A 24,599-nucleotide genomic window follows, 5' to 3' on the forward strand; every position below is an offset into this window, starting at 1 on the left:
ATGGACTTCGGCCTCGTCCTGCAAACAGACCCGCCCGCCGCCCAGGTCATCAGCCTGATGAAGCGCGCCGAGCGCAACGGCTTCCGCTACGGCTGGACCTTCGACTCCGCCGTGCTGTGGCAGGAGCCGTTCGTCATCTACAGCCAGATCCTGGCCAACACGCAGAAACTGCACATCGGCCCGATGGTCACCAACCCGGGCACCCGTACCTGGGAGGTGACCGCCTCCACCTTCGCCACCCTCAACGACATGTACGGCAACCGCACGGTCTGCGGGATCGGCCGCGGCGACTCGGCGATGCGGGTCGCCGGACGCAAACCCAACACCCTCGCCCGGCTGGGGGAGGCCATCGAGGTGATCCGCGACCTCGCGGAGGGCCGCGAGGCCGAGGTGGACGGCAACCCGGTCCGCATCCCCTGGATCCGCGACGGGAAGCTCCCGGTGTGGATGGCGGCGTACGGCCCGAAGGCGCTGGCCCTGGCCGGGGAGAAGGCCGACGGCTTCATCCTCCAGCTCGCGGACCTCTACTTGACGGAGTGGATGATCAAGGCGGTCCGGGAAGCCGCCGCCCGGGCCGGCCGGGACCCGGATGCGATCACCATCTGCGTGGCCGCTCCGGCGTACGTGGGCGACGACCTCGCCCACGCCCGCGACCAGTGCCGCTGGTTCGGCGGCATGGTCGGCAACCACGTCGCCGACCTCGTCTCCCGCTACGGCGAACACTCCTCGATGGTTCCCGACGCCCTCACCGAGTACATCAAGTCCCGCGAGGGCTACGACTACAGCCACCACGGCCGCGCCGGGAATCCCGACACGGCCTTCGTCCCGGACGAGATCGTGGACCGCTTCTGCCTGTTGGGCCCGACCGGGGCCCACATCGAGAAACTCCGCGCCCTGCGCGACCTCGGGGTCGACCAGTTCGCCGTCTACGCCATGCACGACGCCCGGGAGAAGGTGATCGAGGCGTACGGACAGCACGTCATCCCGGCGATCAACAGCTGACGTCACCAGGGAACTACGCCGGCATCCTCGAAGAACGCGCCGGTCGGGCCGTCGTCGGGCAGGGTCGCGAGCGTGATGGCGATCGCGGCGCCCTGCTCGGGGGTGCGCACGCCGTGGAAGCCGTTGAGGTCGGTCGCGACGTAGCCGGGGCAGCCGAGGTTGATCAGGATGTTCGTGCCGGCCAGCTCCCGGGCGTACTGGAGGGTGACGGCGTTCAGGAACGTCTTCGACGGCGAGTAGGCCGCGGCCACCGGACCCGTCGTCTGCTCAGCGGCGGATCCTGACTGCCGGGTGAGGGAGCCGACACTGCTGGACATGTTCACGATCCGCGGTGAGGCGGAGCGGCGCAGCAGCGGCAGCATCGCGTTGGTGACGCGGATGACGCCGATCACGTTGGTCTCCACGACGGTCCGGATGGTGGCGGGATCGACCCGGGTGGGCTCCTGCGGCATGCCGCCGGAGATGCCCGCGTTGTTGACGAGTACGTCGAGACGCCCGGCCCGTTCCTCGATCAGCCGGGCGGCGGCGGTCGCGCTCGCGTCGTCGGTCACGTCCAGCGGTACGCCGAACGCGTCGACGCCGGCCGCGCGCAACCGCTCCACCGCGGCCTTACCGCGCCCGTCGTCGCGGGCGCCGACGCCGATGCTCCAGCCGAGGGCGCCCAGGCCCGCGGCGATCTCGTAGCCGATTCCCTTGTTCGCGCCGGTGACCAGCGCAATCGTTCGTTCGCTCATGGGGACCATGCTGCTCTTGGACCCTGGTAGGCGTCCAAGACCGATCGGGTGGGCAACGATACCGTCAGGGTATTGACCGGGGTTAGCGTGTTCGTATGGAGACCCGGGAACTGCGGTATTTCGTCGCCGTCGCTGAAGAGCTGCACTTCGGGCGCGCCGCGCAGCGGCTCGGGATCGCGCAGCCGCCCCTGTCACGGGCGATCCGGCAGCTCGAACGCCGGCTCGGGGCGGAACTGCTGGACCGGACCGGCCGCACCGTCACGCTGACCGAGGCCGGCTCGGTGCTGCTGGCCGAGGGCCGGGCGGCCCTCGACGCGGTCGACGCCGCCGAGCGCCGCACCCGCCGCGCCGCGCTGTCCGGGACCGGCCGTCCCGGCCTGGTCCTGGTCACGAAGGCCAGCGCGTCCAGAGAACTGCTGGCGAAACTGCTCGACGCGTACGCCGCCGAACCCGGCGCGGTTCCCGTCGACGTCATCCTGTGCGGTCCGGCCGAGCAGGCGCGACTCCTGCGCGAGGGCCGGGCCGACGTGGCGCTGCTGCACCGGCCGTTCGACTCCACGGCCGGCTTCCACACCGAAGAACTCAGCACGGAGGGCCAGGTCGTGGTCCTGCCGGCCGGGCATCCGCTCACCGCCCGGGCCCATGTGCACATGGCCGACATCGCCGATCTGCCGGGCCTGCCCCTGCCCCGCTGGCCCGACCCGGACGGCAGCTACCCGCCCGGGCCCGGCCCGCTGGTCCGCGACCAGGCGCAGCTGTTGCAGCTCGTCGCGCTCGGCCGGGCCTGCGCACTCTCACCGGAGTCGGGCCGGGCCCAACTGCACGACGACCTCGCCGCCGTGCCCGTGCTGGACGCGCCGCCGGTCACCACCGTGATCGCCTGGCCCCCGCACAGCCGGTCCACCGCCGTCGCCGACCTCATCCGGACCGCGACACGTCTCTAGGGGGTGTCTGACGGACCATGGCCGGGCCCGGCCCGCCTGGTGCCGCGCCTTGCCGCGTTGTCGTCGGTCACCGACGTCCCCCGGCTACCTCCCCCAGACTCCGTCCGGGGGCCCCAGAGGTACCCCCACCGCGGTGGCTCCCTCCTCCGCCGTGCAATCCACGGCACCAGCCGACCCGGGCCATCCGACCCTGATCCGCCAGACGCCCCCTAGCCCGGCCTTCGGGACGCGCGCACGCAGCAGCCGTGGGGGAGGCACAATCGCTCCTCGTGACGGATGACGACTCGTACCTGTGGCTCGAGGAAGTGGAGGGCGCCGACGCGCTCGCCTGGGTGGCGGAGCGGAACGCGGAGACGCTCGCCGCGCTCGCCCGCGGGCCCGGCTTCGACGCGTTGCGCGAGGAGGTCCGGGAGGTCCTCGACGCCTCCGACCGGATCCCCTACACCGTCCGCCGGGGCGCGTTCCTCTACAACTTCTGGCGCGACGCACCCCGGCCGAAGGGGGTGTGGCGGCGTACGACGCTGGAGCAGTACCGCAAGGACGCCCCCGAGTGGGAGCTGCTCCTGGACGTCGACGCGCTCGGCGCCGCCGAGGGCGTGGAGTGGGTGTGGGCCGGGGCGCAGGTGCGCTACCCGGACTACGGGCGGGCGCTGGTGAGCCTGTCCCGGGCGGGTTCGGACGCCGTCGTCGTCCGGGAGTTCGACCTCGGTACGCGGGCGTTCGTCCCCGGCGGCTTCGAGGTGGCGGAGGCGAAGACCCGGATCGGCTGGATCGACGCCGACCACGTGTACGTCGGGACCGACACCGGCCCCGGCTCCCTCACCGACGCCGGCTACCCGCGCACCGTACGCCGCTGGCGCCGCGGCACGGCCCTGGCGCAGGCCCGGACGGTCTTCGAGGTCGCGGCGGGCGACGTGTCGGCCACCGGCTGGCACGATCCGACGCCGGGCTTCGAGCGGGACTTCGTCTCCCGCTCCCGGGACTTCTGGCACGACGAGCTGTTCCTGCTCACCGGCGACGGCACGCCGGTACGCGTCGACGTACCGGACGACGCGGGGAAGTACGCCTGGAAGCGGTGGCTGGTCGTCACCCCGGAGTCACCCTGGCTGGGGCACCCGGCCGGCTCGCTCCTCGTCTTCGATTTCGAGGCGTTCCTCGCCGGTGACCGCACCGCGTCCGTGCTGTTCGCCCCGGACGGGCGCACCGCCCTGGCCGGGCACAGCTGGACCCGCCACCACCTCGTCCTGGAGACCCTGTCCGACGTCGCGACCCGGATCGAGATCCTCACGCCCGGCCCCGGCGGGCAGTGGTCGCGCAGGCCGCTGGCGGACGTGGCGCCGCTGTCGTCCGCGGGCGTCACCGACACCGATCCGGACGTCTGCGACGAGTACTTCCTCGACGTCGACTCCTTCCTCCAGCCGTCCACCCTCTACCGGGGCGAGATCGGCGGCGCCACCGAGACCCTCAAGCAGGCCCCGGCCCACTTCGACGCCACCGGAATGAGGGCGCGGCAGTACTTCGCCACCTCGGCGGACGGCACCCGGGTCCCGTACTTCGTCGTCGGACCCGAGAACGCGTCCGGTCCCGGGCCGGTGCTGCTGTACGGGTACGGAGGCTTCCGGGACCTGCAGACGCCCTCCTACAGCCCGGTCACCGGCCGGGCCTGGCTGGCCCGTGGCGGCACCTACGCGGTGGCCAACATCCGCGGCGGCGCCGAGTACGGACCGGCCTGGCACTGGGCCGCACTCGGCGCCGACCGGCCCCGCGCGTTCGAGGACTTCGCCGCCGTCGCCCGCGACCTGATCGCCCGCGGCGCCACGACCCCCGGGCAGCTCGGGGCCGTCGGCGCCAGCAACGGCGGCCTCCTCATGGGTGCCATGCTCACCCGCTACCCGGAGCTGTTCGGCGCGATCGTCGCCAAGGTCCCCCTGCTGGACATGCTCCGCTTCCACAAGCTGCTCGCGGGCGCCTCCTGGACCGGCGAGTACGGCGACCCGGACGACGAGGCCGACCGCCCGCACCTGCGGGCGATCTCCCCCTACCACCAGCTGGCGGCCGGCCGGCCCTACCCGCCGCTGCTGCTGATGACGTCCACCCGCGACGACCGCGTGCACCCGGCCCATGCCCGCAAAACGGCCGCCCGGCTGCGCGAACTCGGCCACCGGGTCCACCTCTACGAGAACACCGGCGGCGGCCACGGCGGCGCCGCCGACAACGGCCAAGCCGCCTTCAACCAGGCGCTCGCCCACACCTTCCTCTGGCAGCACCTCGGCTGACCGGCCGGGGCGCGGTCACCCGCCGTCCACCCGGAGTGCCCCCGCCCGCCGGGCCGGCGGGTGGGGTTTGTCAGTCGGGCGTGGTGTGATGGAGGCATGATCACAGAATTTCCGGCCGTCGACCTGTCCGCCGTCGAAGAGGCCGTCCGCAAGGCGGCCGCGGTCGAGATCATGCCGAGATTCCGGCAGCTCGCCGAGCACGAGGTGGACGAGAAGAGCGGCCCGCACGACCTGGTCACCGTCGCCGACCGCAAGGCGGAGGAGCACCTGACCGCTTCGCTGACCCGCCTGCTGCCCGGCTCCGCCGTCGTCGGCGAGGAGGCCGTGCACGCCGACCCCACGGTGTACGCGGCGCTGCGCGCCGACGCGCCCGTCTGGATCGTGGATCCCGTCGACGGCACCCGGCAGTTCGTCAGCGGCGACGCCGGCTTCTGCACCCTGGTCGCGCTGGCCCACCGCGGGGAGATCCTCGCCTCCTGGACCTACGCCCCGGCGCTGGACGAGCTGGCCACCGCCGTGCGCGGGGAGGGGGCGTACGTCAACGGCGAGCGCATCCACAGCGGTTCCCCGGAGCCCGGCGCCGCGCTGCGGGTCGCCATGGCCCACCCGCTGTACACCTCCGACGAGGACAAGCGCGCCCTGGCCCGGCTCGACGTACCCGGGGTCGGGGCCCGCCCCTGCGGATCGGCCGGCCTGGAGTACCTCAAGGTGGCCCGCGGCGAGATGGACGGCCTGGCCTTCACCTGGCCTTCGGCGTGGGACCACGCCGCCGGGCTGCTGCTGGTCGCGGAGGCGGGCGGCGCCCAGAGCACCGTCGCCGGGGTGCCCTTCCGGGTGGACCGGGACAACGCGCTGCCGTTCGCCGTGGGCCGTGACGAGGCCACGGCGGTCCGGATCCGCGAGCTGCTGCGGGGCGAATGACCGGCCGGATCCGCCATCTCTTCAATACAGTGCCGCCTGGACGCACCGCCGCCTCATACGCGGTGCCGCCGCCGGACGAAGGAGTCGTAAGGTGCCCTCGATTCTCGATGCGGTCGTGGTGGGGGCCGGCCCCAACGGGCTGACCGCCGCCGTCGAGCTGGCCCGGCGCGGGCTGTCCGTGGCCGTCTTCGAAGCCGCCGGGACCGTCGGCGGCGGCGCCCGCACCGAGGAACTCACCCTCCCCGGCTTCCGGCACGACCCCTGCTCGGCGGTGCATCCGCTCGGCGCCGGCTCGCCGGTGTTCGCGACGATGCCGCTGCGGCGGTACGGGCTGGAGTGGCTGCACGCCCCGCTGCCGATGGCGCACCCGTTCGACGACGGCACGGCGGCGGTGCTGTCCCGCTCGGTCGCCCAGACGGCGGCGTCCTTCGGGGCGCGCGACGCGGGCGCCTACCGCCGCCTGGTGCAGCCGTTCCTCGGCAAATGGGACACGCTGGCCCGGGACTTCATGTCCCTGCCCTCGACCGCGCTGCCCAGGGACCCGGTGACCCTGGCCCGCTTCGGGCTCGCCGGGCTGCCGCCCGCCACCTGGCTGCTGAGCCGCTTCCGCGACGACCGGGCCCGCGCGCTGTTCGCCGGCCTCGTGGCGCACGTCATCGCACCGCTGAACGGGATCGGCACCGGCGCCGTCGGCCTGGTCTTCGCGCTCGCCGCGCACGCCAACGGCTGGCCGATGCCGCGCGGCGGCTCGCAGTCCGTCTCGGACGCCCTCGCCGCGTACCTGCGCGACCTCGGGGGCTGCGTGCACACGGACTTCGAGGTCAAGCGGCTGGACGAGCTGCCTCCGGCCCGGGCGTACGTCTTCGACACCTCGCCGACCGCGCTGGCACGGATCGCCCGGCTGGGGCGGGCGTACGACGGCTACCGCTACGGAGCTTCCGTCTTCAAGATCGACTACGCGCTGGACGGCCCCGTCCCCTGGACCGCCGAGGAGGCCCGCCGGGCCGGCACCGTCCAGATCGGCCCGCGCACCCGCGACATCGACGCCGCCCTGCAGCTGGCCTCCGGCGGCCGCGCCCCGCGCAACCCCTTCCTCATCACCGCCCAGCCCAGTCTCGTCGACCCGAGCCGGGCGCCGGAGGGCAAGCACGTCTTCTGGGCGTACGGGCACGTACCGGCGGGCTGGGACGGGGACCTCACCGAGGCCATGGAGCGCCGGCTGGAGCGCTTCGCCCCGGGCTTCCGCGACCTCGTCCTGGCCCGCGCCACCGCCGGCCCGCCGCAGCTCGCCGCGCGCAACCCCAACTACGTCGGCGGGGACATCGCCTGCGGCGCCGCCTCCGGACTCCAGCTCCTGCTCCGCCCGAAGATCACCCTGTCCCCGTACACCACGGCCCACCCGGCGGTGTTCCTGTGCTCCTCGGCGACCCCGCCGGGACCGGGAGTCCACGGCATGTCCGGCCACAACGCCGCCAAGGCCGTCTGGCGCCACCTGCGGAAGGGGTCCTGATGCCGCCCCGCATCACCCTCGTCCAGGGCGACATCACCGCGGAGCACGCCGACGCCGTGGTCAACGCCGCCAACTCCTCGCTGCTCGGCGGCGGGGGAGTGGACGGCGCCATCCACCGGCGCGGCGGACCGGAGATCCTCGCCGCCTGCGAGCAGCTGCGCCGCTCCCACTACGGCAAGGGCCTGCCGACGGGCCGGGCCGTCGCCACCACGGCGGGGCGGCTGCCGGCCACCCACGTCATCCACACCGTCGGGCCCGTCCACTCGCGCGACGAGGACCGCTCCGGCCTGCTCGCCTCCTGCTACCGGGAGTCGTTGCGGGTCGCGGACGAGCTCGGCGCCCGTACCGTCGCCTTCCCGGCCATCTCGACGGGGGTCTACGGCTGGCCGATGGACGACGGCGCCCGGATCGCGGTGGAGACGGTGCGCGCGACGCCGACCTCCGTGGAGGAGGTCCGCTTCGTCCTCTTCGACGCCGCCGCCTACGCCGCCTTCGCCGCCGCGCTGGGCTGACCCCGCCGGGCGGGTTGGGGGGGGCGCCCCGGCATGACAGGGTAGGGCCATGTCCGTCGAACACGCGTACGCTTCCGCCGTTCCGACGGCGCGGTGGGACGCCGGAACCCACCCCGACCTCCGCGCGGCGAAAGCGCTCGTCTACGACCCCAGCGGGTTCACCTGCACGCAGCCGGTCCCCGAAGCCGAGAGCGCCGACTACGCCGCCCACCACTACACGCTCGACGGCCTTTCCGTCAGGTTCCGCGCGGCGCGGACGACGCCCACCAAGGCGGGCCAGTTCGTCACCGCGTGGCAGCGGTCCCCGGGCGGCCCCATCCGGCCCTTCGACGCCACGGACGCCGTCGACCTGTTCGTCATCAGCAGCCGCGACGGCGACCACTTCGGCCAGTTCGTCCTGCCCCTCGACGTGCTGCGCCGCCGCGGCGTCGTATCGGTGGACGGTTCCGGCGGGAAGCGGGCCCTGCGCGTCTACCCGCCCTGGGTGACCGTCACCAGCCGCCAGGCCGAGCGCACCCAGGCATGGCAGGCGGAGTACTTCCTGCACCTGCGCCCGGACACCCCCGTGGACCCCGCCCGCGCCCGGGAGCTGCACCACCCCCGGCGAACGTGCTGAATTCCCCCGGGGCATATCCCGCGGGCGGTATTCACCCCCAGCTGTTTTCGGCGGAAACCGACGATCCGTGGCCGAATAGAACCCACAACGGGCGAGGGGGAGTTGGGCGTATGACATCATGACCGCGTCGTCTGCCCCGGAGATCAAGAAGCCCGGGCAGGGGAGGGCAGCCGCCGAGTTCCGCCGGAGGACTGAGGGATGAAGATACCGGGCTCAGAGTCGCCGGGATCGGAGGACAGACGGCTCAGGCGCCGGCTCAGGAAGGTCCGCCGTACGTGCGAGGCGATGCTGGTGGAGTGGGGTATGGAGCACGGCTGCGGAATCGACGAACTCCACCGCTATCTCAGCGAGAGCCGCAAGCGCACCATTCATCTGATTCCGACGTCCTTCCCGGAACGCCATTTGCTGGGCCTGTGGCTCAAATTGGACGACTTCGACGTCGTCGCGTTCGAGAAGTCGGCTTCGCCGGCGCACAAAGAACACATCATCACCCATGAACTGGCCCACATCGCCTTCGAGCACCGCGGCTCCGTACCCCTGGACCGCACCCCTTCCGGGCCGCTCCTCCCCAACGTCGACCCGGCCGGCGTACGGGGGCTGCTGATGCGCTCCCGCTACAGCGACGACGAGGAGCAGGAGGCCGAGACCATGGCCTCCCTCATCCTGGCCCGCGCCACCAAGCGCTGGGTCGAACCCGCGTGGGCCGTCCCCGCGGAAGCCGCCGACGTCGTCGCCCGCATCGAGCAGGGCCTCGGCAAGGCGGATCCGCAGTGACCGCCGTCTACACGGCCCTCGCCTGGATCTGCGCCTTCGTCGGGCTGGCCGCCTTCGCGTACCGGCTGCCGGACCTGGTGCGCCGCAAGCACGACATCGCGCTGTGGGCGCTGTGCGTCTACTTCCTGTGCTCCGGGATCAGCTTCCTGGTCGACCTGGACCAACTGCGGCTCCACATCTCGGGATTCTTCGGCGTCCCCAACATCACCTCGCTGATCACCCAGGTCGCGGTCGTCGTCCTGACCGCCGCGCAGCAAGTGGTCCTCGTCCACTGGTCGTCGCCGCCCGCGCAGGCCCGGCGGATGGCACGCCGGCGCGTCCTGTTCTTCGGCGCCGCCCTCTGCGTGCTCGTGACCTCGTCCTTCGTGGTCGGCCCGGTGGCACACTCCGACACCGCGACGTCGACGATCCTGTTGAGCATCCACCACGGCGGATACGCCCTGTACATGTCCTTCTACCTGCTGATATGCGCCGTGGGGCAGGCCGAGACGGTACGGCTGTCGGTGCGCTTCACCAGGGTGGCCAACCGGCAGTGGCTCGCGGCGGGCATGCGGACCGTCACCGTCGGCGCGACGCTCATCCTGGTCTACTGCGTCACCCGGGGCATCCAGATCGCCGGCACCCGGCTGCACTTCGACGGCGCGGGCCTCGACCCGGTCCAATGGGCCTGCGGCAGCATCGGCGCCCTGCTCCAGATCACCGGATGGACCATCCCCGCCTGGGGCATCCGCCTCACCCGCGCCCGGGCCTGGGGCCGCAGCTACCGCGCCTACCTCCGCCTGCGCCCGCTGTGGTGGGCCCTGCACCAGGCGTCCCCCGACATCGCGCTGGACCCGCCCAGGTCCTGGGCACGGGACCTGCTGCCGCCCCGGGACCTGCACTACAGCCTCTACCGGCGCGTGATCGAGATCCGCGACGGGCAGCTGATCCTGCGCACCACGCTCTCCCTCGCCGACTTCTCCCGGGTCGCCCGCTCGCTCGGCCTCCCGGAGGACCCGACCTCGCCACTGGGCGAGGCCCTCCAGGTGTGCGCCGCCCTCAGCCGGAACCCCGACGAACGGGCCGAAGAGGCGGACACCCCGGAGATCCCCGCGCGGCCGCCCTGCGAGGACTTCCGCGACGAGTTGGAGTGGCTGACCGAAGTGGCCTCCTCCTTCACCGCACTCGGCCGCAGCGGCCGCCGGCCCGAAGCGTGGGCGGTGACCCGGTGACCGCCCCGGCGGCGGCACACACCGTGCAGCGGCTGGTGACCCTCGACGCCACGCAGGGCGCGCGGGCCGCGGTCCCCGCCGCCCGCGAGGCCGTACGCCGCCACCCGGAACTCTCCGCCGCGCCCGGCAGCCTGCGCGGCCGGGACAGCGACCGGCTCGCGGCGCTGGCCGAGCTGGCCGAGGTGATCGGCTGGATCCTCTTCGACGCGGGCCTGCACCGGCAGGCGTACCGGGTCAACGCCCACGCCCTCGCCCTCGCCGAACTCTGCGGCGACCGTTGGACCGCCCGGCTGGTACGGCTGAACCACAGCATGCTCCAGACCCACACCGGGCACCCGCGCGCCGCCCTGGAGACCGTCTCGCGCGTCGCCGGACCGCGCCCGCTGCCCGCCCGCGTCAGCAGCCTCGTACTGATCCGCCAGGCCCACGCGACCGCCCTGCTCGGCGCCCACCGGGAGCCCCTGGAGCTGATCGCCCGGGCCCGGAGCCGCTTCCTGGACGGCGTGTCCCGCCGCGACCCGCACTGGGCCTGGTGGATCGACCAGGCCGAGCTGACCGGCCACCAGGGCTGGGTGCTGGCCCGGCTGCGCCAGTGGGACCGCGCCCTGCCCCTGCTGCACTCGGCGGCCACCGCACCCGGCCCCTCCTACCGCCACCTCTTCGCCGCGGAACTCCTCGCCGCCCAGGCCCGGGCCGGGGCCTGGAGCGAGGCGGAGGACCTCATCACCGACCTCGCGCCCCGCGCCGCCCGCACCGGCTCCGCCCGGACGGCCGAGTCGCTCCACCGGACCGCGCACCTCCTGCGCCGGGCCCCGCGCGTCCCCGCGCGGCTGCGGGACGCGGCGGTGTTCCTGCGGGAGCACCTGCCCGGTCCGGCGCCCCTGCGCACCCCGTAGACCACCCCCCAACGACCACCGCCACAGACAGGGACCCCATGCGCCCCATTCGGATATCGATGCCCGCGGCCGCCGCCGTACTCACCGCGGCCCTGCTCTTCTTCGCCTCGGGAAGCCCGGCATCGAACGCCACCTTCGAGTCACCCGCCGCCTCGGCGGTGAGCCAGGACGCCGCCGCGGAACGGGGCAGACCGTACGTCTCCACTTCGCTCTACTTCGGCACCGGCCGGCACAACGGCAACCCGCCGATCACCGAGGAGCAGTTCAACAAGTTCATCGCCGACGTCGTCACCCCCCGCTTCCCGGCCGGACTGACCCTCCAGGAGGGGCGCGGCCAGTGGAGGGACAAGGAGGGTGACATCAACCGCGAGAAGTCGTACGAACTGACGGTGCTCTACCCGGTGACGGAGGCCAGGGCCCGGGACGCCGACATCGAGTACATCCGCAACCTGTACTGCGCCACGTGGGAGCTGGAGTCCGTCGGCCGCGCCGACGCGCGGGTCCAGGTCGACTTCTGACCCGCCCCGGCGGACGGCCCCGGCCGGGCCGTCCGCCGGGAGACGACCGCAGCGCCCCGCGCCGGGCACTCGGCTAGGGTGAACCGGTAGGAAACGGGCCCACCCGGGGTGAGGTCGGTGCATTGGACACTTACCGGTTGACGAACGGTGTACCGGACCAGCCGCCAGGCGTGGTCGGGTACGCGGGCGTCCTGCGGGAGCTGCTGCCGATCGCCCTGTGGCGCGAGGACGCCGACGGACGCGTCGTGGAGTGGTCCCTGGCCGCCCAGGACCTGCTCGGCCACCGACCCGCGGACATCCTCGGCCGCCCCGGCAGCGCCGTCCTCGTCCCCGACGCCAACCGCGAGCTCGCCGACCAGCTGACCCGCCGGGTGCAGGCGGGCGAGACCGTCGTCGGGACCCTGCCCGTACGCCACCGCGACGGGCACCGCGTGACGATGGAGATGTGGATCGTGCCCGCCGCCGATCCGCGGGGCCGTCCGGGCGCCATGCTCATCGCCGTGGAGACCTCCGAGGTCCTCCACATGCGGGACTCCCTCGCCGCCCTGCAGAGCCTGTTCACCCAGTCCCCGATCGGCCTCGCCACCCTCGGCACCGACCTGCGCTTCCTGCGCGTCAACGACGCCCTGGCCCGGATGAACGGCGTCTCGGCCGCCGCCCACCTGGGCAAACGGCTCACCGAGGTGGTCCCCGGCGTCAACGCCGCCGCCCTGGAGGCGACGATGCGGCAGGTGCTGGAGCGGGGCACCGCCGTCGTCGACGTCCGCCGCACCGGCCGCACCCCCTCCGATCCCGACCACGACCGGACCTGGTCCTGCTCCTACGCCCCGCTGCTCGACGCGAGCGGCCGCCCCCTCGGCGTGATCGCCTCCCTCATCGACATCACCGAAGGCCAGCGGGCGCAGCTGGAGGCCGAGCGGGCCCGCAGGCGGTTCGCGCTGCTCGCCGAGGCCGGCACCCGCATCGGGACGACGCTCGACCTGGGCCAGACCGCCCGGGAGACCGTGGACCTGCTGGTGCCGCAGCTCGCCGACTCCGCCGACGTACAGCTCCTGGAAGCCGTCCTCGGCCCCGACGACGCCGCGGTCTCCAACCGCGGGGTCCTGCGCCGGATCGCCGTCACCTTCCCCGACCCGGCCGCGCCGACGGCCGTCCTCGCCCCCGGCCAGACCTTCCGGATCCCCGCCGGGACCGTCTACGAACGGGTCATCGCCGAAGGCCGGCCCATGAACCTGTACGCCACCGACGTGCCGGCGCTGATCACCGACGCGCGCGCCGAACCCCTGCGCAGGTACCTGGCCGGCCTCGGGTCGGCGCGGCTGGTCCCGCTGGTCGCGCGCGGCACGGTGCTCGGCGCGGTCACCGTGACCCGGCTGCGCGGGCGCGGGCCCTTCGACGAGCAGGACTGCGTCCTGATCGACGAGCTGGTGGCCCGCGCGGCCCTCAACATCGACAACGCCCGCATGTACACCGCCCAGCGGCGGGCGGCCCTCACCCTCCAGCGCAGTCTCACCAACAGCGCCCTGCCCCGGGTCACCGGCCTGGAGCTGACCGGCCGTTACCAGCCCGCCAGCGCGCACGACGTCGGCGGTGACTGGTTCGACGTCATCCAGCTGCCCCGGGGCCGGACCGGACTGGTCATCGGCGACGTGATGGGCCACGGCATCCACGCGGCGGCCGTCATGGGCCAGCTCCGTACGGCGGTACGGACCCTCGCGCGCCACGACGTGCCACCCGAGCGGATGCTGCGCTCACTGGACGCAGCCGTGGCGGACCTGGGCGAGGACGAGATGGCGACCTGCGTCTACGCCGTCCACGACCCGGTGGCCGGCGGCTGCGTGATCGCCCGGGCCGGCCACCCGCCGCCCGCGGTGGTCGGCGCCACGGGGACGGTGACCTTCCTGGACGGGCCGCCCGGTACCCCGCTCGGCTCCGGCGGCACGGACTTCCGCACCGAACTGGTGCCGCTGCCGCCCGGCAGCCTCCTGGCGCTCTACACGGACGGGCTGATCGAAGCCCGCGACCGGGACCTCGACCAGGGCCTGGACCAGCTGGCGCGGGCCCTCGGGCAGCCGGGCCGGCCGCTGGAGCAGCTGTGCGACGAGGTCCTGGAGCGGCTGCTGCCGGCCGCGCCGCAGGACGACGTGGCGGTGCTCCTGGCCCGTACGACGGCCGCGTAGCCGCCCGGCCCCGGCACCTGGCCCGGGCGCCGTCACCAGGCCAGCCCCTCCAGTTCGTCCAGATCCAGGGTGAGCGCCGCCAGCGGCTCCGCGCTGCCGCCCGTCAGCGGCAGCTCCGCCCAGATCACCTTCCCCCGTTCGGTGTACCGGGTGCCCCACCGTTCGGCGTACTGCGCGACGAGGAACAGGCCGCGGCCGCCCTCGTCGGTGGAGGCCGCGTACCGCAGGTGCGGGGCGGTGCTGCTGCCGTCGGACACCTCGCAGATCAGGGTGCGGTCACGCAGCAGCCGGACCCGGACGGGCTCGGACCCGTACCGGATGGCGTTGGTGACCAGCTCGCTGAGGATCAGTTCCGCGGTGAACGCGATGTCGTCCAGACCCCAGGCCTGGAGCTGCGCCGCACCGGCGTTGCGCACCCGCGAGACGGCGGCCGGGTCGTCCGGCACCTCCCACTCCGCGATCCGGTCCGCCTCCAGGATCCGGGTGTCGGCGACCAGCAGGGCGATGTCATCGCTGGGCGAGGGGAACAGCAGCGCCGCCAGTACGTCCGCGCAGGCCTGCTCGGGACTGCGCCCGGTCCCCGACAGGGCCTCCCTGAGCAGGGCCAGTCCGGCGTCGAAGTCGCGGTCGCGGTCCTCCAGCAGCCCGTCGGTGAACAGGGCGAGCCGGCTGCCCTCCGGCAGCCGCAGCTCGGCCGTCTCGAAGGGCATCCCGCCCACGCCCAGCGGCAGCCCCGTCGGCAGCTCGGGGAACTCCACCCGGCCGTCGGGGTGGACCAGCGCGGGCCCCGGATGGCCCGCGCTCGCCACCGAACACCGGCCGGAGACCGGATCGTAGACGGCGTACAGGCACGTCGCGCCGGTGACGCCGGCCGGATCGTCGCCGATGTCGGCGGCCTCTTCCGGGGAGCCGGTCTCGTCCCGGTCGATCCGGTCGATCAGCTCGTCCAGGTGCCCCAGCAGCTCGTCCGGCGGCAGGTCCAGCGTCGAGAAGTTGTGCACGGCGGTGCGCAGCCGGCCCATCGTCGCCGCGGCGTGCACCCCGTGCCCGACCACGTCACCGACCACCAGCGCCACCCGGGCGCCCGGCAGCGGGATCACGTCGAACCAGTCGCCGCCCACCCCCGCCTGCGCGGGCAGGTACCGGAACGCCACGTCCACCGCGCTCAGCTCCGGCAGCACCCGGGGCAGCAGACTGCGCTGGAGCGTCACCGCGGTGGCGTGCTCGCGGGTGAAGCGCCGGGCGTTGTCGATCGAGACGGCGGCGCGCGCCCCCAGCTCCTCGGCGAAGGACAGGTCCTCCTCGTCGAAGGCGTCCGGGGTGTCGGCCCGCCAGAAGTTCGCCATGCCCAGCACCACCCCGCGGGCCTGGAGCGGCACCGAGATCAGCGAGTGGAACCCGTACTCCAGCGCCAGCCGGGTGCCCTCGGCGTCCTGGGCCCGCCAGCCGAAGGCGGTGTTCAGGTCCGCCGCCAGCACCGCCCGCCCGGCCGCCAGCGCCGCCGCCATCGGCGCCGTCGGCACCACGAACCGGATGATCTCGCCGACCGACTGCAACGGCTGGTCGGAGCGCACCCCGGTCATCGCGGCCCGCCGCATCTCGCTGTAGGCCCCCGACACCGCCGAGGGCTCCTCCCCGTGCAGCACCGGCTCCAGCAGCTCGACGGTGACGAAGTCCGCGAAGCGCGGCACAGCCACCTCCGACAGCTCCTCGGCGGTGCGCACCACGTCCAGGGTGGTACCGATCCGTACCCCCGCGTCGTACAGCAGCTGGAGCCGCCCCCGGGCCACCTCGGCGCGGCCGGAGAGGGCGGCGAGCTCGGTGGAGTCGCGCAGCGTCATGACGACGCCCTGGGGCATGCCCCGGTACGGCTTGGTGGGCCGGACGTTGACGGCGAGGAGGCGGTCCCCCGACAGGTGGACCTCGTCCGTCACGGTCCGCCCGGACACCAGGAGGTCCGCCGTACGGGGATCCAGGCCGAGGTCGGTGACGTGCCGCTGCTCGGCGTCCGGCGGCAGGTCCAGCAGCCGCCGCGCCTCGTCGTTGGCCAGCACCAGCCGGTGATCGGCGCCGATGATGAGCACGCCCTCGCGCACGGCGTGCAGGACCGCCTCGTGGTGCTCGTTCATCCGGGTCATGTCGGCTTCGCCGAGGCCCCGGGTCTGGCGCCGCAGCCGGCGGCTGACCAGGGCCGCGCCGCCGGTGCCCAGCAGCAGCGCGCCGGCCGCCGAGCCGAGCAGCAGGGGCAGCTGTTTGCCCACCACCTCGCCGACGTTGGCGACCTCGATTCCGGTGGAGACGAGGCCGACGACCGCGCCCGAGGCGTCCCGTACGGGGACCACCGCCCGCACCGCGTCGCTGGGGGCGCCCTTGAACGTCTCGGTGAAGGCCTGCCCGTGGACCGCGCGCGAGAGGTCGCCGGTGGCGCGCTTGCCGATGAGATCGGGCCGGGCGTCGGTGTAGCGGATCCCGTCGGTGTTCAGCACGGCGATGAAGTCGACGCCGGAGCCCAGGCGGGCGGCGTTGGCCAGGGGCTGGAGTGCGGCCGTAGGGTTCGGCGAGCGCAGTGCTGCGGGCAGCCCGGGAGCGTGGGCGAAGGCTTCTGCGGCCGCGAGGGACCGGTTGCGGGCGTCGCGGGTGCTGTCGTACCGGGCCTGGAACACCAGGGCCAGGGTGGCGGCGGTGATCAGCACGAGCACGATCACGGCCTGGAGCAGGAACACCTGGCCCGCGACGCTCCCGGGGACGTGCGCGAAGCGCGCGAGCAGGCCCGAGCCCGCCGGCGGCGATCCCCTGGGGCGACCCGAACGTCCGGTCATGAGCCATTTCTAACACTGTCGCGGTGATTGTGGATGGCGGCCGCCGCCGCGCGGTAGGCGCGCGGGCTCTGGCCGACGTGGGCGGTGAAGTGCTGGCGGAAGGTGACCTCGCTCCCGAACCCGGCCCGGCGGGCCACTTCCGGGACCGGATGGTCGGTGCGCTCCAGGAGCCTGCGGGCGGCGTCGAGACGGTGGCCGAGCAGCCACTTGTGCGGGGTGGTTCCCGTCGCGGCGGCGAAGTGCCGGGCGAAGGAGCGCGGTGACATCCCGGCCCAGCCGGCCAGCGTGGCCACGTCCAGCGGCTCGTGCAGCCTGCGCAGCGCCCGCTCCCGTACGGCGGCCAGCGCCTCGGCCGTCCGGTCGGCGGCCGGGGTGGGCCGGTCGAGGTACTGGGCGTGGTCCCCGGTGCGGAAGGGGCCCGTCACCATGGAGCGGGCGACCGCCGCGGCGGCCTCCGCGCCGTGGGCCCCGCGCACGAGGTGCAGGCACAGGTCGATGCCCGAAGCCACCCCGGCGGAGGTCCAGATGCCCCCGTCCTCCACGTACAGCGGGGCCTCCTCGACCAGGATCCCGGGGTAGCGGGCGGCCAGCCGCGGGGCCAGCCACCAGTGCGTCACCGCCCGGCGGCCGGTCAGCAGCCCCGCCTCCGCCAGGACGAACGCGCCGGCGCACAGCGCGGCCACCGGCACGCCCCGGGCGTGCGCCTCCCGCAGGGCGGCCAGCACGGGCCCGGGACTCGGGTCGTCGGGCTCCGCCAGCGCCGGTACGACGACCAGATCGGCCTCGAGGAGCCAGTCGAGGCCCCGGTCGGGCGTGAGGGTGAGCCCGCCGGGCAGGGCCACCGGGTCGGGCGTCGGCGCGCAGCGCCGCAGCTCGAAGGGCGGGACGCCGGAGCGGCTGCGGTCCGGGCCCCACACCTCGGTGATGACGGCGAGGTCGAAGGCCCTGATCCCGGGCTGGATGACGATCGCTACGCGCTGCATGCCGTGATCCTTCCAGAGTCCGCACCGGAACTGCCAGCCTGGCGGGATCCCATCGTTCGGGGACGTCGGTGGCCCTGTCGGGGCGGGGCGCGCGGCGACAGCATGGAGCCATGACGACGAACGAGATCGAGATCGCCCCGAACAGTGCCCTGCTGGTCATCGACGTACAGCGGGGGTTCGACGACGCGTCCTTCTGGGGGCCGCGCAACAACCCGGCCGCCGAGGCCAACATCGCCGCCCTGATGGACGCCTGGCAGGAGTCCGGACGCCCGGTGGTGCTCGTCCAGCACGCCTCGCGGACCGGCTCCGTCCTCGCCCCCGACCAGCCCGGTCACGCCTTCAAGGAGTTCGTCGAGGAGCGCTGCGCGGCGGCCGCGCTGCACATCACCAAGACGGTGAACTCCTCCTTCTACGGCACCCCGGACCTCGCCGAGTGGCTCACCGCCCAGGGCATCGGCCAGCTGGTCGTCGCCGGGATCCAGACCAACATGTGCGTCGAGACCACCGCCCGGATGGCGGGGAACCTGGGCTACGACGTCCTCGTGCCCCTCGACGCCACGCACACCTTCGACCTCGCGGGCCCCGACGGCGTCCGGCTGAGCGCCGACGAGCTGGCCGCCGCCACCGCCGTCAACCTGCACGGCGGCGGCTTCGCCCGCGTCCTCGCCACCGCTCAGCTGCTCGCCGCGTCCCGGGCCCAGCTGACCGCGTAGTACCGCAGCCGGCCGTCCTGGCGTACGCACCGCATCCCGGCGGCGGTCATGACCCGCTGCGAGGCGGTGTTCGCCCGGTCCGTGTCACCGTCCACACCGCTGGCGCCGTGCCGCCGGGCGTGCTCCAACAGGCCGCGCAGGGCTTCGGCGGCGTACCCCAGGCCCCGTGCGGCGGGGATCAGTCCGTAGCCGACGGTGACCCGGCCGCGTGCGTCGGCGGGGCCGTGGAAACCGGCTCCGCCGATGGTCGTCCCGTCGGCGCGGAGCTCGATCTCGTAGGCGCCGAACGGCCCCGGACCGCCATGGTCCGCCAGTACCCGCAGGAACCGTTCGGCCCCGGCCCGGTCACCCGGTTCCGGATAGCCGGGCCCCCAGCGGGCCGCCGGGCCGGGCCTGCCGGTGATGATCCGCCGGGCCCCGGCCGCTTCGAGCGGGCGCAGCAGCAGGCGGGGGGTCGGGATCGGGTCGGCGCTCGGTTCCTCCATGCCCCCTGCCTAGCACGGCGGGCCGCCCGGGCGCGGCCGGTTTTCCGCCACCGGACACGAAAAGGGCCGGCCCCGCCCGGGACCGGCCCTTCGTCCTGTGCGAACGGACCCGTCGGTTGCGAGCGACGTATCCGGACGGGTCAGAGCATGTCGGCCGCGATGTTGGCCGCCACCTGCTCCAGCAGGGGACCGGCGTTCGCGATGCTCTTCGCCGGGTCCGGCTCGATCTCCGTCAGCGGGTACGCGCGCCGGATCCCGGCCGCGCGCAGCGCCTCCGGCTCCAGCAGCAGCCGGCCGCACACCGCCACGACCTCCTTGCCCGCCGCCCGGGCCGCCGCCGCGACCCCGGCCGGGGCCTTGCCGTGCAGCGTCTGCTCGTCCAGCGAACCCTCGCCGGTGATGACCAGGGTGGCCCGCTCCAGCGCCGGGGCGAAGCCCAGCACCTCCAGCATCAGCTCGATGCCGGGCCGGAACGTCGCCCCGAGCAGCAGCGCACCGTAGCCGATGCCGCCCGCGCCGCCGGCGCCCGGCAGCAGCGCGCACTCGGCGGCCTTCGTCCCGATCGCCTTCTCCAGCACCACCGCGAAGTGCGCCAGCGCCGCGTCCAGCGCCGCCACGTCCTCGGGGGAGGCGCCCTTCTGCGGGCCGTACACCGCCGGCGCGCCCTTCGGCCCCGTCAGCGGGTTGTCCACGTCGCTGGCCAGCACGAACTCCACGTCCGCGAAGCGCGGGTCGATGCCGGACAGGTCCGCCGAGGCCAGGGCGGCCAGCGCGCCACCGCCCGGGCCGACCGGTTCGCCGTTCGCGTCCAGGAACACCGCGCCGAGCGCGGCGAGCATGCCCGCGCCGCCGTCGGTGGTGGCGCTGCCGCCCACGCCGAAGACGATGGAGCGCGCGCCCGCGTCGAGGGCGGCCTTGAGCAGCTCGCCCGAGCCGTACGTGGTCGCCGTCAGCGGGGCGAAGACGCCCTGGGGGAGCAGCTGGAGCCCGGAGGCCTCCGCCATCTCGACCACGGCGGTTCCGTCGCGGAGCGCGAAAGCGGCCGTGACCTGGTCGCCGAGTGGCCCGGTGACCCGTACCTCACGGCGTTCGAAACCGGCCGCCACGGCGGCCGCGACCGTACCGTCGCCGCCGTCCGCGACGGGGAGGGTCTCGATCTCCACGCCCGGTACGGCCTTGCGAAGGCCGGCCGTCACCCGCTCCGCGACCTGTACGGCCGTGAGCGAGCCCTTGAATTTGTCCGCGGCGATGAGTACGCGCGCGGCCTCAGTTACTGCTCCGTCCGTCACCTTTGCTGATCCCTTGCTATCGAACAGTGCAGTCGCGCCCCCATGAGCCTATCCGGAGGATCCTCCTATGCCCATGGGTGGCCTGAGCCACACCGGCGCGCCATGCCCCCAAATGGGGACATAAGGTTGCATAGTGTGGCCGCATGAGCGCGGATTCCCTGGACGAGGCGTCCGGACAACCCGGGCGGGCCCCCGACGAGCCGGCGGCCGACGCCCCCGACCGCACCGTGGCGTCAAGGACTCCACCGGCGTCGAGCTGATCATCATCGTCTCGCTCGCCGCCGCTCTCGTGCTCTCCGCCTTCTCCGCCCTGCACAAGGGCGTGAAGTGGCTCAGCACCGTCAACATCGTGCTCGCCGCCGCCCTGGTGCTCTTCGTCTTCGTCCTCGGCCCCACGGTCTACGTCCTCGACGTCATCCCGGCGAGCGTCGGCAGCTACCCGCACAACCTGCTGCCCATGGCCACCCGGACCGGCGCCTTCACCGACAGCGCCTGGCTCGGCGCGTGGACGATCTCCTACTGGGCGTGGTGGCTCTCCTGGGCCCCGTTCGTCGGCACCTTCACCGCCCGCATCTCCCGCGGCCGGACCATCCGCGAGTTCCTCATCGGCGTCCTGCCGGTCCCCAGCGGCGCCACCGTCGTCTGGTTCTGCGTCATGGGCGGCACCGCCGTCCGCCTCGACTCCACCGGGGCCTCCGACCTCGCGGGCAAGGCCAAGGAAGGGCCGGAGGCCGCGCTGTTCGCGATGCTCGACGCGATCCCGCTCGGCACGCTCACCTCCTGGTTGGCGATGGCCCTCGTCATGACGTACTTCGTCACCAGCGCCGACTCCGCCTCCCTCACCGGCCGCGGCTCGCTCCACCCGCCCACCTGGCTCGTGGTGACCTGGGGCGTGCCGGTGGCCGCGGTGGCCGCGGTACTCCTCGTCGCGGGCGGCCTGAGGACCCGGGCGCGGGGCCGGCGCGCGCCCGCCCGCTGCACGGCGTGCGCGACGCCGTGACGGCGATGGTCGGCGACGCCGTCAGCGAGCAGGGCCAGGCCCGCCACGTGCGGCTGCGGCGCCTCGCGCAGTCCACGGGCCGGGACCGCGGGGACGGCGGCCCCGGTATGCCGGAGGCGTGAGCCGCGCCCCTCGGACGTCCGGTTAGGGTGGCGGCGTGACCACGACGGATGACTACGCCACGTACATCGCGAGCCTGCCCCGGGTGCTGGCCGGCGCGGCCGCCCTCTTCCGGGACGCCGAGGGCCGGGTGCTGCTCGTCGAACCCAATTACCGCGAGGGGTGGGCCCTGCCCGGCGGCACCATCGAGTCCGACCGGAACGAGTCGCCGCGGACCGCCGCCCGGCGCGAGAGCGCCGAGGAGATCGGCATCGACCAGCCGCTCGGCCGGCTGCTCGCCGTGGACTGGAGCGTGGGGGTGGGCCGTCCCCCGCTGGTCGCGTACCTCTACGACGGCGGTGTGCTCGACGCCGGGCAGCTCGCCTCGATCAGGCTCCAGGAAGCGGAACTGCTCTCCTGGAAGCTGGTCGCGCCGGCCGAACTGCCCGCGTACCTCCTCGGATCGCTCGCCCGCCGGGTCCAAGAGGCCTACCGGGTGCTGGAGTCGGGCGGGAGCACCGTCGAGCTGGAGAACGGCCGCCGCCCCGTGGAGGCGTAACACCCGTTACCCGAGGCCTACTCCGGTCAGGACAGAATGCAGCACATGATCACGATGTACGCCTGGCCGAGCACGGCTGAGGGACCGGACGCCCTCCCCATGGTCCACTTCACCACCGACGAGCAGGCCGGCGGCGAGGTCACCCCCGAGGGGACGCCGGTCTGGATGTTCGACGGAGCGATCCGCGACGGCGGCTGGGCCGAGTTCGCCGACTTCGAGGCGTGGTCGGTCCCGGCCACCGACTGGCAGGCCTTCTACCGCCGCGAGGACGACCTCCTCGCCGTGACCGGGCCCGGCAGCTGCGAGGGCTGGTACCAGGGCAAGCTGGGGGCCGACGAGGAATGGGTGGCGGCGGCGGCCGGGCAGGGGAGCGTGGTGCTGCTGGCCGCGCCGGTCCAGCACCCCTCGCTGTACGCCTACGCGGTCGAGGCGGGCGCCGGCTTCGCCCTGCTGGTCCCGCTCGCGGTCATCTAGACGTAGGCCGGCGCAGGGGGGTTCAGACCGGCAGGGACCGCTCGCCCGCCTCGAAGGCCAGCAGCCGGACCTTGCGCTCGACGCCGCCGCCGTAACCGGTCATCGAACCCGAGGCGCCGATCACCCGGTGGCACGGGACGATGATGCCGACCGGGTTCTTGCCGTTGGCCAGGCCCACGGCCCGCGACGCCCCCGGCTTGCCGAGCCGCGCGGCGAGTTCCCCGTAGGACCACGTCCGCCCGTAGGGGATGCGCACGAGCTGCTCCCACACGCTGCGCTGGAACGCCGTGCCCTCCAGCCGGACCGGGACGGTGAACTCGGTGAGCTCCCCGGCGAAGTACGCGGTCAACTGCCGTACGACCTCGGGGAACGGCTCCTCGGCGGGCGGGACCCGCTCGCCGAAGGACTCCTCCTGCGGGCGGTGGCGCTGGCCGGCCATGTAGAGGCCGCTGAGGACGCCGTCCGTGGCCACGAGGGTCAGCGGGCCGTAGGGGCTGTCGACGACGGTGTGCTGCTTGCTGCTGCTGTTCATGACTGGTCGTACTCCTCAGACGGGCAGGTGGTTGATGGGGTGGCCGTCGGTGGCCCACAAGTACTGCACGGCGTACGCGCGCCAGGGCCGCCAGCCGGCCGCCCGCGCCGTGAGCGCGGCGGGGGTCGACGGCAGCCCCAGCCCGGCGGCGGCGCGGCGGACCCCGAGGTCGGAGGGGAGGAAGGCGTCCGGGTCGCCGAGCGCCCGCATCGCGATGACCTCGGTGGTCCACGGGCCGAAGCCGGGCAGCGCGGCCAGCTGCGCGCGGGCCGCCTCCCAGTCGCTGTCCACGCCCAGCGGGAGCGAGCCGTCCGCGAGCGCCGAGACCAGGGTGGTCAGGGTCGCGCGGCGGCTGCGCGGAAGGGCGAGCGACTCGGGATCCAGCGCGGCCAGCGCCTGCGGCGACGGGAACAGGTGGGTCAGCCCGCCTTCGGGGTCGGGGTCGGCGATGGGCTCGCCGTGCGCGGTGACCAGCCGGGCCGCGTGCGTACGGGCGGCCGCGGTGGACACCTGCTGGCCGAGCACGGCCCGGACGGCGAACTCGGCCGCGTCGACCGTACGGGGGACCCGGCGCCCGGGGGCCTTGTCGACCAGCGGAGCCAGCAGCGGGTCCGAGCGGAGCTGCTCGTCGACGGCCTCGGGATCGGCGTCGAGGTCGAGCATCCAGCGGCAGCGGCTGATCGCGATGGTGAGGTCGCGCAGGTCGGTCAGGGCGAGCTGACAGGCGATGTGGTCGGGGCGCGGGGCGAGCGCGACGACGCCGGTGCCGTACGGGAGGCGCAGCGTGCGGCGGTACGCGCCACCGCGCCACTCCTCGACGCCGGGCACGGCGGTCGCGGCGAGGTGGCCGAAGAGGTTGTCGGGGTGGAGGGGTGCGCGGAAGGGGAGGCGCAGGCTGATCGTGCCGGGGATCCGGGGCTGATCGCGGCGGGCGCCGGCGGTGCGGGTGCGCAGCTCGCTCGGGGAGAGCGCGAAGACCTCGCGGACGGTGTCGTTGAAGGCGCGGATGGAGGAGAACCCGGAGGCGAAGGCGACGTCGCCCATGGGGAGGGCGGAGGTCTCGATCAGCAGCCGGGCGGTCTGCGCGCGCTGCGCCCGGGCGAGGGCGAGGGGGCCGGCGCCGAGCTCGGCGTTGAGCTGCCGCTCGACCTGGCGGGTGGAGTACCCGAGCCGGGCCGCCAGCCCCGGTACGCCCTCGCGGTCGACCACGCCGTCCTGGATGAGCCGCACGGCGCGGGCGACGGCGTCGGCGCGGGCGTTCCACTCGGGGGAGCCGGGGCTGGTGTCCGGCCGGCACCGCTTGCAGGCCCGGAACCCGGCCTGCTGGCAGGCGGCGGCGCTGGGCAGGAAGGTCATGTTCTCGACCTTGGGCGGCACGGCGGGGCAGCTGGGCCGGCAGTAGATCCGGGTGGTCAGGACGGCGGTGAAGAACCAGCCGTCGAAGCGGGCGTCCTTCGACTGCACGGCCCTGACGCAGCGGTCGGTGTCGGTGTACATGGCTCCAGCATCCCGGCCGGGCCCGTGCGGGGCTGGCGGTTTTCCGACATCAAGC

The 24,599-nt window shown here is 74.1% G+C and carries 22 protein-coding genes and 1 pseudogene; 16 read left to right on the forward strand and 7 right to left on the reverse strand.

The features are described 5' to 3' along the window. Entirely contained in the window at positions 1 to 1,002 is a 1,002-nt protein-coding gene (locus tag ACZ4M3_RS00675; RefSeq protein WP_467728865.1) for a TIGR03842 family LLM class F420-dependent oxidoreductase, read from the forward strand. Between the two features lie 2 nt (positions 1,003 to 1,004). On the opposite strand, the gene ACZ4M3_RS00680 is transcribed toward ACZ4M3_RS00675, so the two are convergent. Further along, the gene (locus tag ACZ4M3_RS00680) at positions 1,005 to 1,736 is read right to left on the reverse strand and encodes an SDR family oxidoreductase (RefSeq protein ID WP_467728867.1); all 732 of its coding nucleotides are present in this window, start codon (positions 1,734 to 1,736) and stop codon (positions 1,005 to 1,007) included. 95 nt (positions 1,737 to 1,831) lie between these two features. On the opposite strand from ACZ4M3_RS00680, the gene ACZ4M3_RS00685 reads away from it, so the two are divergent. The 11 genes from ACZ4M3_RS00685 to ACZ4M3_RS00735 all read left to right on the forward strand — a co-directional run bounded on the left by ACZ4M3_RS00685 (position 1,832) and on the right by ACZ4M3_RS00735 (position 14,094). Beyond that, positions 1,832 to 2,680: a LysR family transcriptional regulator gene (locus ACZ4M3_RS00685; protein ID WP_467728868.1), complete on the forward strand. Its 849-nt coding sequence runs from the start codon at positions 1,832 to 1,834 to the stop codon at positions 2,678 to 2,680. A 269-nt stretch (positions 2,681 to 2,949) separates the two neighbouring features. Then, positions 2,950 to 4,956 (forward strand): prolyl oligopeptidase family serine peptidase, encoded by a 2,007-nt coding sequence (locus ACZ4M3_RS00690; RefSeq protein ID WP_467728870.1) that lies wholly within the window; start codon positions 2,950 to 2,952, stop codon positions 4,954 to 4,956. 96 nt (positions 4,957 to 5,052) lie between these two features. Further along, positions 5,053 to 5,877 carry an inositol monophosphatase family protein gene (locus ACZ4M3_RS00695; protein ID WP_467728871.1) on the forward strand — a complete coding sequence of 275 codons (825 nt, stop codon included), beginning with the start codon at positions 5,053 to 5,055 and terminating at the stop codon, positions 5,875 to 5,877. 91 nt (positions 5,878 to 5,968) lie between these two features. Beyond that, entirely contained in the window at positions 5,969 to 7,387 is a 1,419-nt protein-coding gene (locus ACZ4M3_RS00700) for a phytoene desaturase family protein (protein ID WP_467728873.1), read from the forward strand. Next, a complete protein-coding gene (locus ACZ4M3_RS00705; RefSeq protein WP_467728875.1) occupies positions 7,387 to 7,899 on the forward strand; it encodes an O-acetyl-ADP-ribose deacetylase in 513 nt (170 codons plus the stop codon). Before ACZ4M3_RS00700 ends, ACZ4M3_RS00705 begins: the two co-directional genes overlap by 1 nt. A gap of 49 nt (positions 7,900 to 7,948) precedes the next feature. Then, positions 7,949 to 8,515 (forward strand): MepB family protein, encoded by a 567-nt coding sequence (locus ACZ4M3_RS00710; RefSeq protein ID WP_467728877.1) that lies wholly within the window; start codon positions 7,949 to 7,951, stop codon positions 8,513 to 8,515. A 285-nt stretch (positions 8,516 to 8,800) separates the two neighbouring features. Continuing rightward, entirely contained in the window at positions 8,801 to 9,289 is a 489-nt protein-coding gene (locus ACZ4M3_RS00715; protein ID WP_467728878.1) for a toxin, read from the forward strand. Next, the gene (locus tag ACZ4M3_RS00720) at positions 9,286 to 10,500 is read left to right on the forward strand and encodes an MAB_1171c family putative transporter (RefSeq protein ID WP_467728880.1); all 1,215 of its coding nucleotides are present in this window, start codon (positions 9,286 to 9,288) and stop codon (positions 10,498 to 10,500) included. Before ACZ4M3_RS00715 ends, ACZ4M3_RS00720 begins: the two co-directional genes overlap by 4 nt. Next, the gene (locus tag ACZ4M3_RS00725) at positions 10,497 to 11,396 is read left to right on the forward strand and encodes a DNA-binding protein (RefSeq protein ID WP_467728882.1); all 900 of its coding nucleotides are present in this window, start codon (positions 10,497 to 10,499) and stop codon (positions 11,394 to 11,396) included. The genes ACZ4M3_RS00720 and ACZ4M3_RS00725 overlap by 4 nt, the downstream gene beginning before the upstream one ends. Positions 11,397 to 11,434: 38 nt before the next feature. Then, a complete protein-coding gene (locus ACZ4M3_RS00730; protein ID WP_467728884.1) occupies positions 11,435 to 11,914 on the forward strand; it encodes a DUF3574 domain-containing protein in 480 nt (159 codons plus the stop codon). A 137-nt stretch (positions 11,915 to 12,051) separates the two neighbouring features. Then, the gene (locus tag ACZ4M3_RS00735; RefSeq protein ID WP_467728885.1) at positions 12,052 to 14,094 is read left to right on the forward strand and encodes a SpoIIE family protein phosphatase; all 2,043 of its coding nucleotides are present in this window, start codon (positions 12,052 to 12,054) and stop codon (positions 14,092 to 14,094) included. Between the two features lie 32 nt (positions 14,095 to 14,126). On the opposite strand, the gene ACZ4M3_RS00740 is transcribed toward ACZ4M3_RS00735, so the two are convergent. Beyond that, the gene (locus ACZ4M3_RS00740) at positions 14,127 to 16,913 is read right to left on the reverse strand and encodes a SpoIIE family protein phosphatase (RefSeq protein WP_467728887.1); all 2,787 of its coding nucleotides are present in this window, start codon (positions 16,911 to 16,913) and stop codon (positions 14,127 to 14,129) included. Then, positions 16,910 to 17,896, reverse strand: coding sequence for a GlxA family transcriptional regulator (locus ACZ4M3_RS00745; protein WP_467728888.1), 987 nt, complete (start codon positions 17,894 to 17,896; stop codon positions 16,910 to 16,912). Before ACZ4M3_RS00745 ends, ACZ4M3_RS00740 begins: the two co-directional genes overlap by 4 nt. Before the next feature lie 110 nt (positions 17,897 to 18,006). Between ACZ4M3_RS00745 and ACZ4M3_RS00750 the strand changes: the two genes are divergently transcribed. After that, the gene (locus tag ACZ4M3_RS00750) at positions 18,007 to 18,609 is read left to right on the forward strand and encodes a cysteine hydrolase family protein (protein WP_467728889.1); all 603 of its coding nucleotides are present in this window, start codon (positions 18,007 to 18,009) and stop codon (positions 18,607 to 18,609) included. Here the strand turns inward: ACZ4M3_RS00750 and ACZ4M3_RS00755 are convergent. After that, positions 18,570 to 19,094 carry a GNAT family N-acetyltransferase gene (locus ACZ4M3_RS00755; RefSeq protein ID WP_467728891.1) on the reverse strand — a complete coding sequence of 175 codons (525 nt, stop codon included), beginning with the start codon at positions 19,092 to 19,094 and terminating at the stop codon, positions 18,570 to 18,572. The two genes, ACZ4M3_RS00750 and ACZ4M3_RS00755, sit on opposite strands and share 40 nt — an antisense overlap. Before the next feature lie 140 nt (positions 19,095 to 19,234). Next, positions 19,235 to 20,383: a glycerate kinase gene (locus ACZ4M3_RS00760; RefSeq protein WP_467728893.1), complete on the reverse strand. Its 1,149-nt coding sequence runs from the start codon at positions 20,381 to 20,383 to the stop codon at positions 19,235 to 19,237. Between the two features lie 229 nt (positions 20,384 to 20,612). Between ACZ4M3_RS00760 and ACZ4M3_RS00765 the strand changes: the two are divergent. The 3 genes and pseudogenes from ACZ4M3_RS00765 to ACZ4M3_RS00775 form a co-directional block, all read left to right on the forward strand. Then, positions 20,613 to 21,505, forward strand: a pseudogene (locus ACZ4M3_RS00765) (BCCT family transporter); the annotation flags it as partial. 35 nt (positions 21,506 to 21,540) lie between these two features. Then, positions 21,541 to 22,041, forward strand: coding sequence for an NUDIX domain-containing protein (locus tag ACZ4M3_RS00770; RefSeq protein ID WP_467728894.1), 501 nt, complete (start codon positions 21,541 to 21,543; stop codon positions 22,039 to 22,041). 45 nt (positions 22,042 to 22,086) lie between these two features. Continuing rightward, positions 22,087 to 22,515 carry a hypothetical protein gene (locus ACZ4M3_RS00775; RefSeq protein ID WP_467728895.1) on the forward strand — a complete coding sequence of 143 codons (429 nt, stop codon included), beginning with the start codon at positions 22,087 to 22,089 and terminating at the stop codon, positions 22,513 to 22,515. A gap of 22 nt (positions 22,516 to 22,537) precedes the next feature. Here ACZ4M3_RS00775 and ACZ4M3_RS00780 read toward each other — a convergent pair whose 3' ends face one another. Both ACZ4M3_RS00780 and ACZ4M3_RS00785 read right to left on the reverse strand, forming a co-directional pair. Further along, positions 22,538 to 23,047 (reverse strand): methylated-DNA--[protein]-cysteine S-methyltransferase, encoded by a 510-nt coding sequence (locus tag ACZ4M3_RS00780; RefSeq protein WP_467728897.1) that lies wholly within the window; start codon positions 23,045 to 23,047, stop codon positions 22,538 to 22,540. Positions 23,048 to 23,062: 15 nt separating this feature from the next. Continuing rightward, positions 23,063 to 24,544: an AlkA N-terminal domain-containing protein gene (locus tag ACZ4M3_RS00785; RefSeq protein ID WP_467728899.1), complete on the reverse strand. Its 1,482-nt coding sequence runs from the start codon at positions 24,542 to 24,544 to the stop codon at positions 23,063 to 23,065. Positions 24,545 to 24,599: the final 55 nt, after the last annotated feature.

This window comes from Streptomyces sp. NPDC026522 (assembly GCF_055567555.1).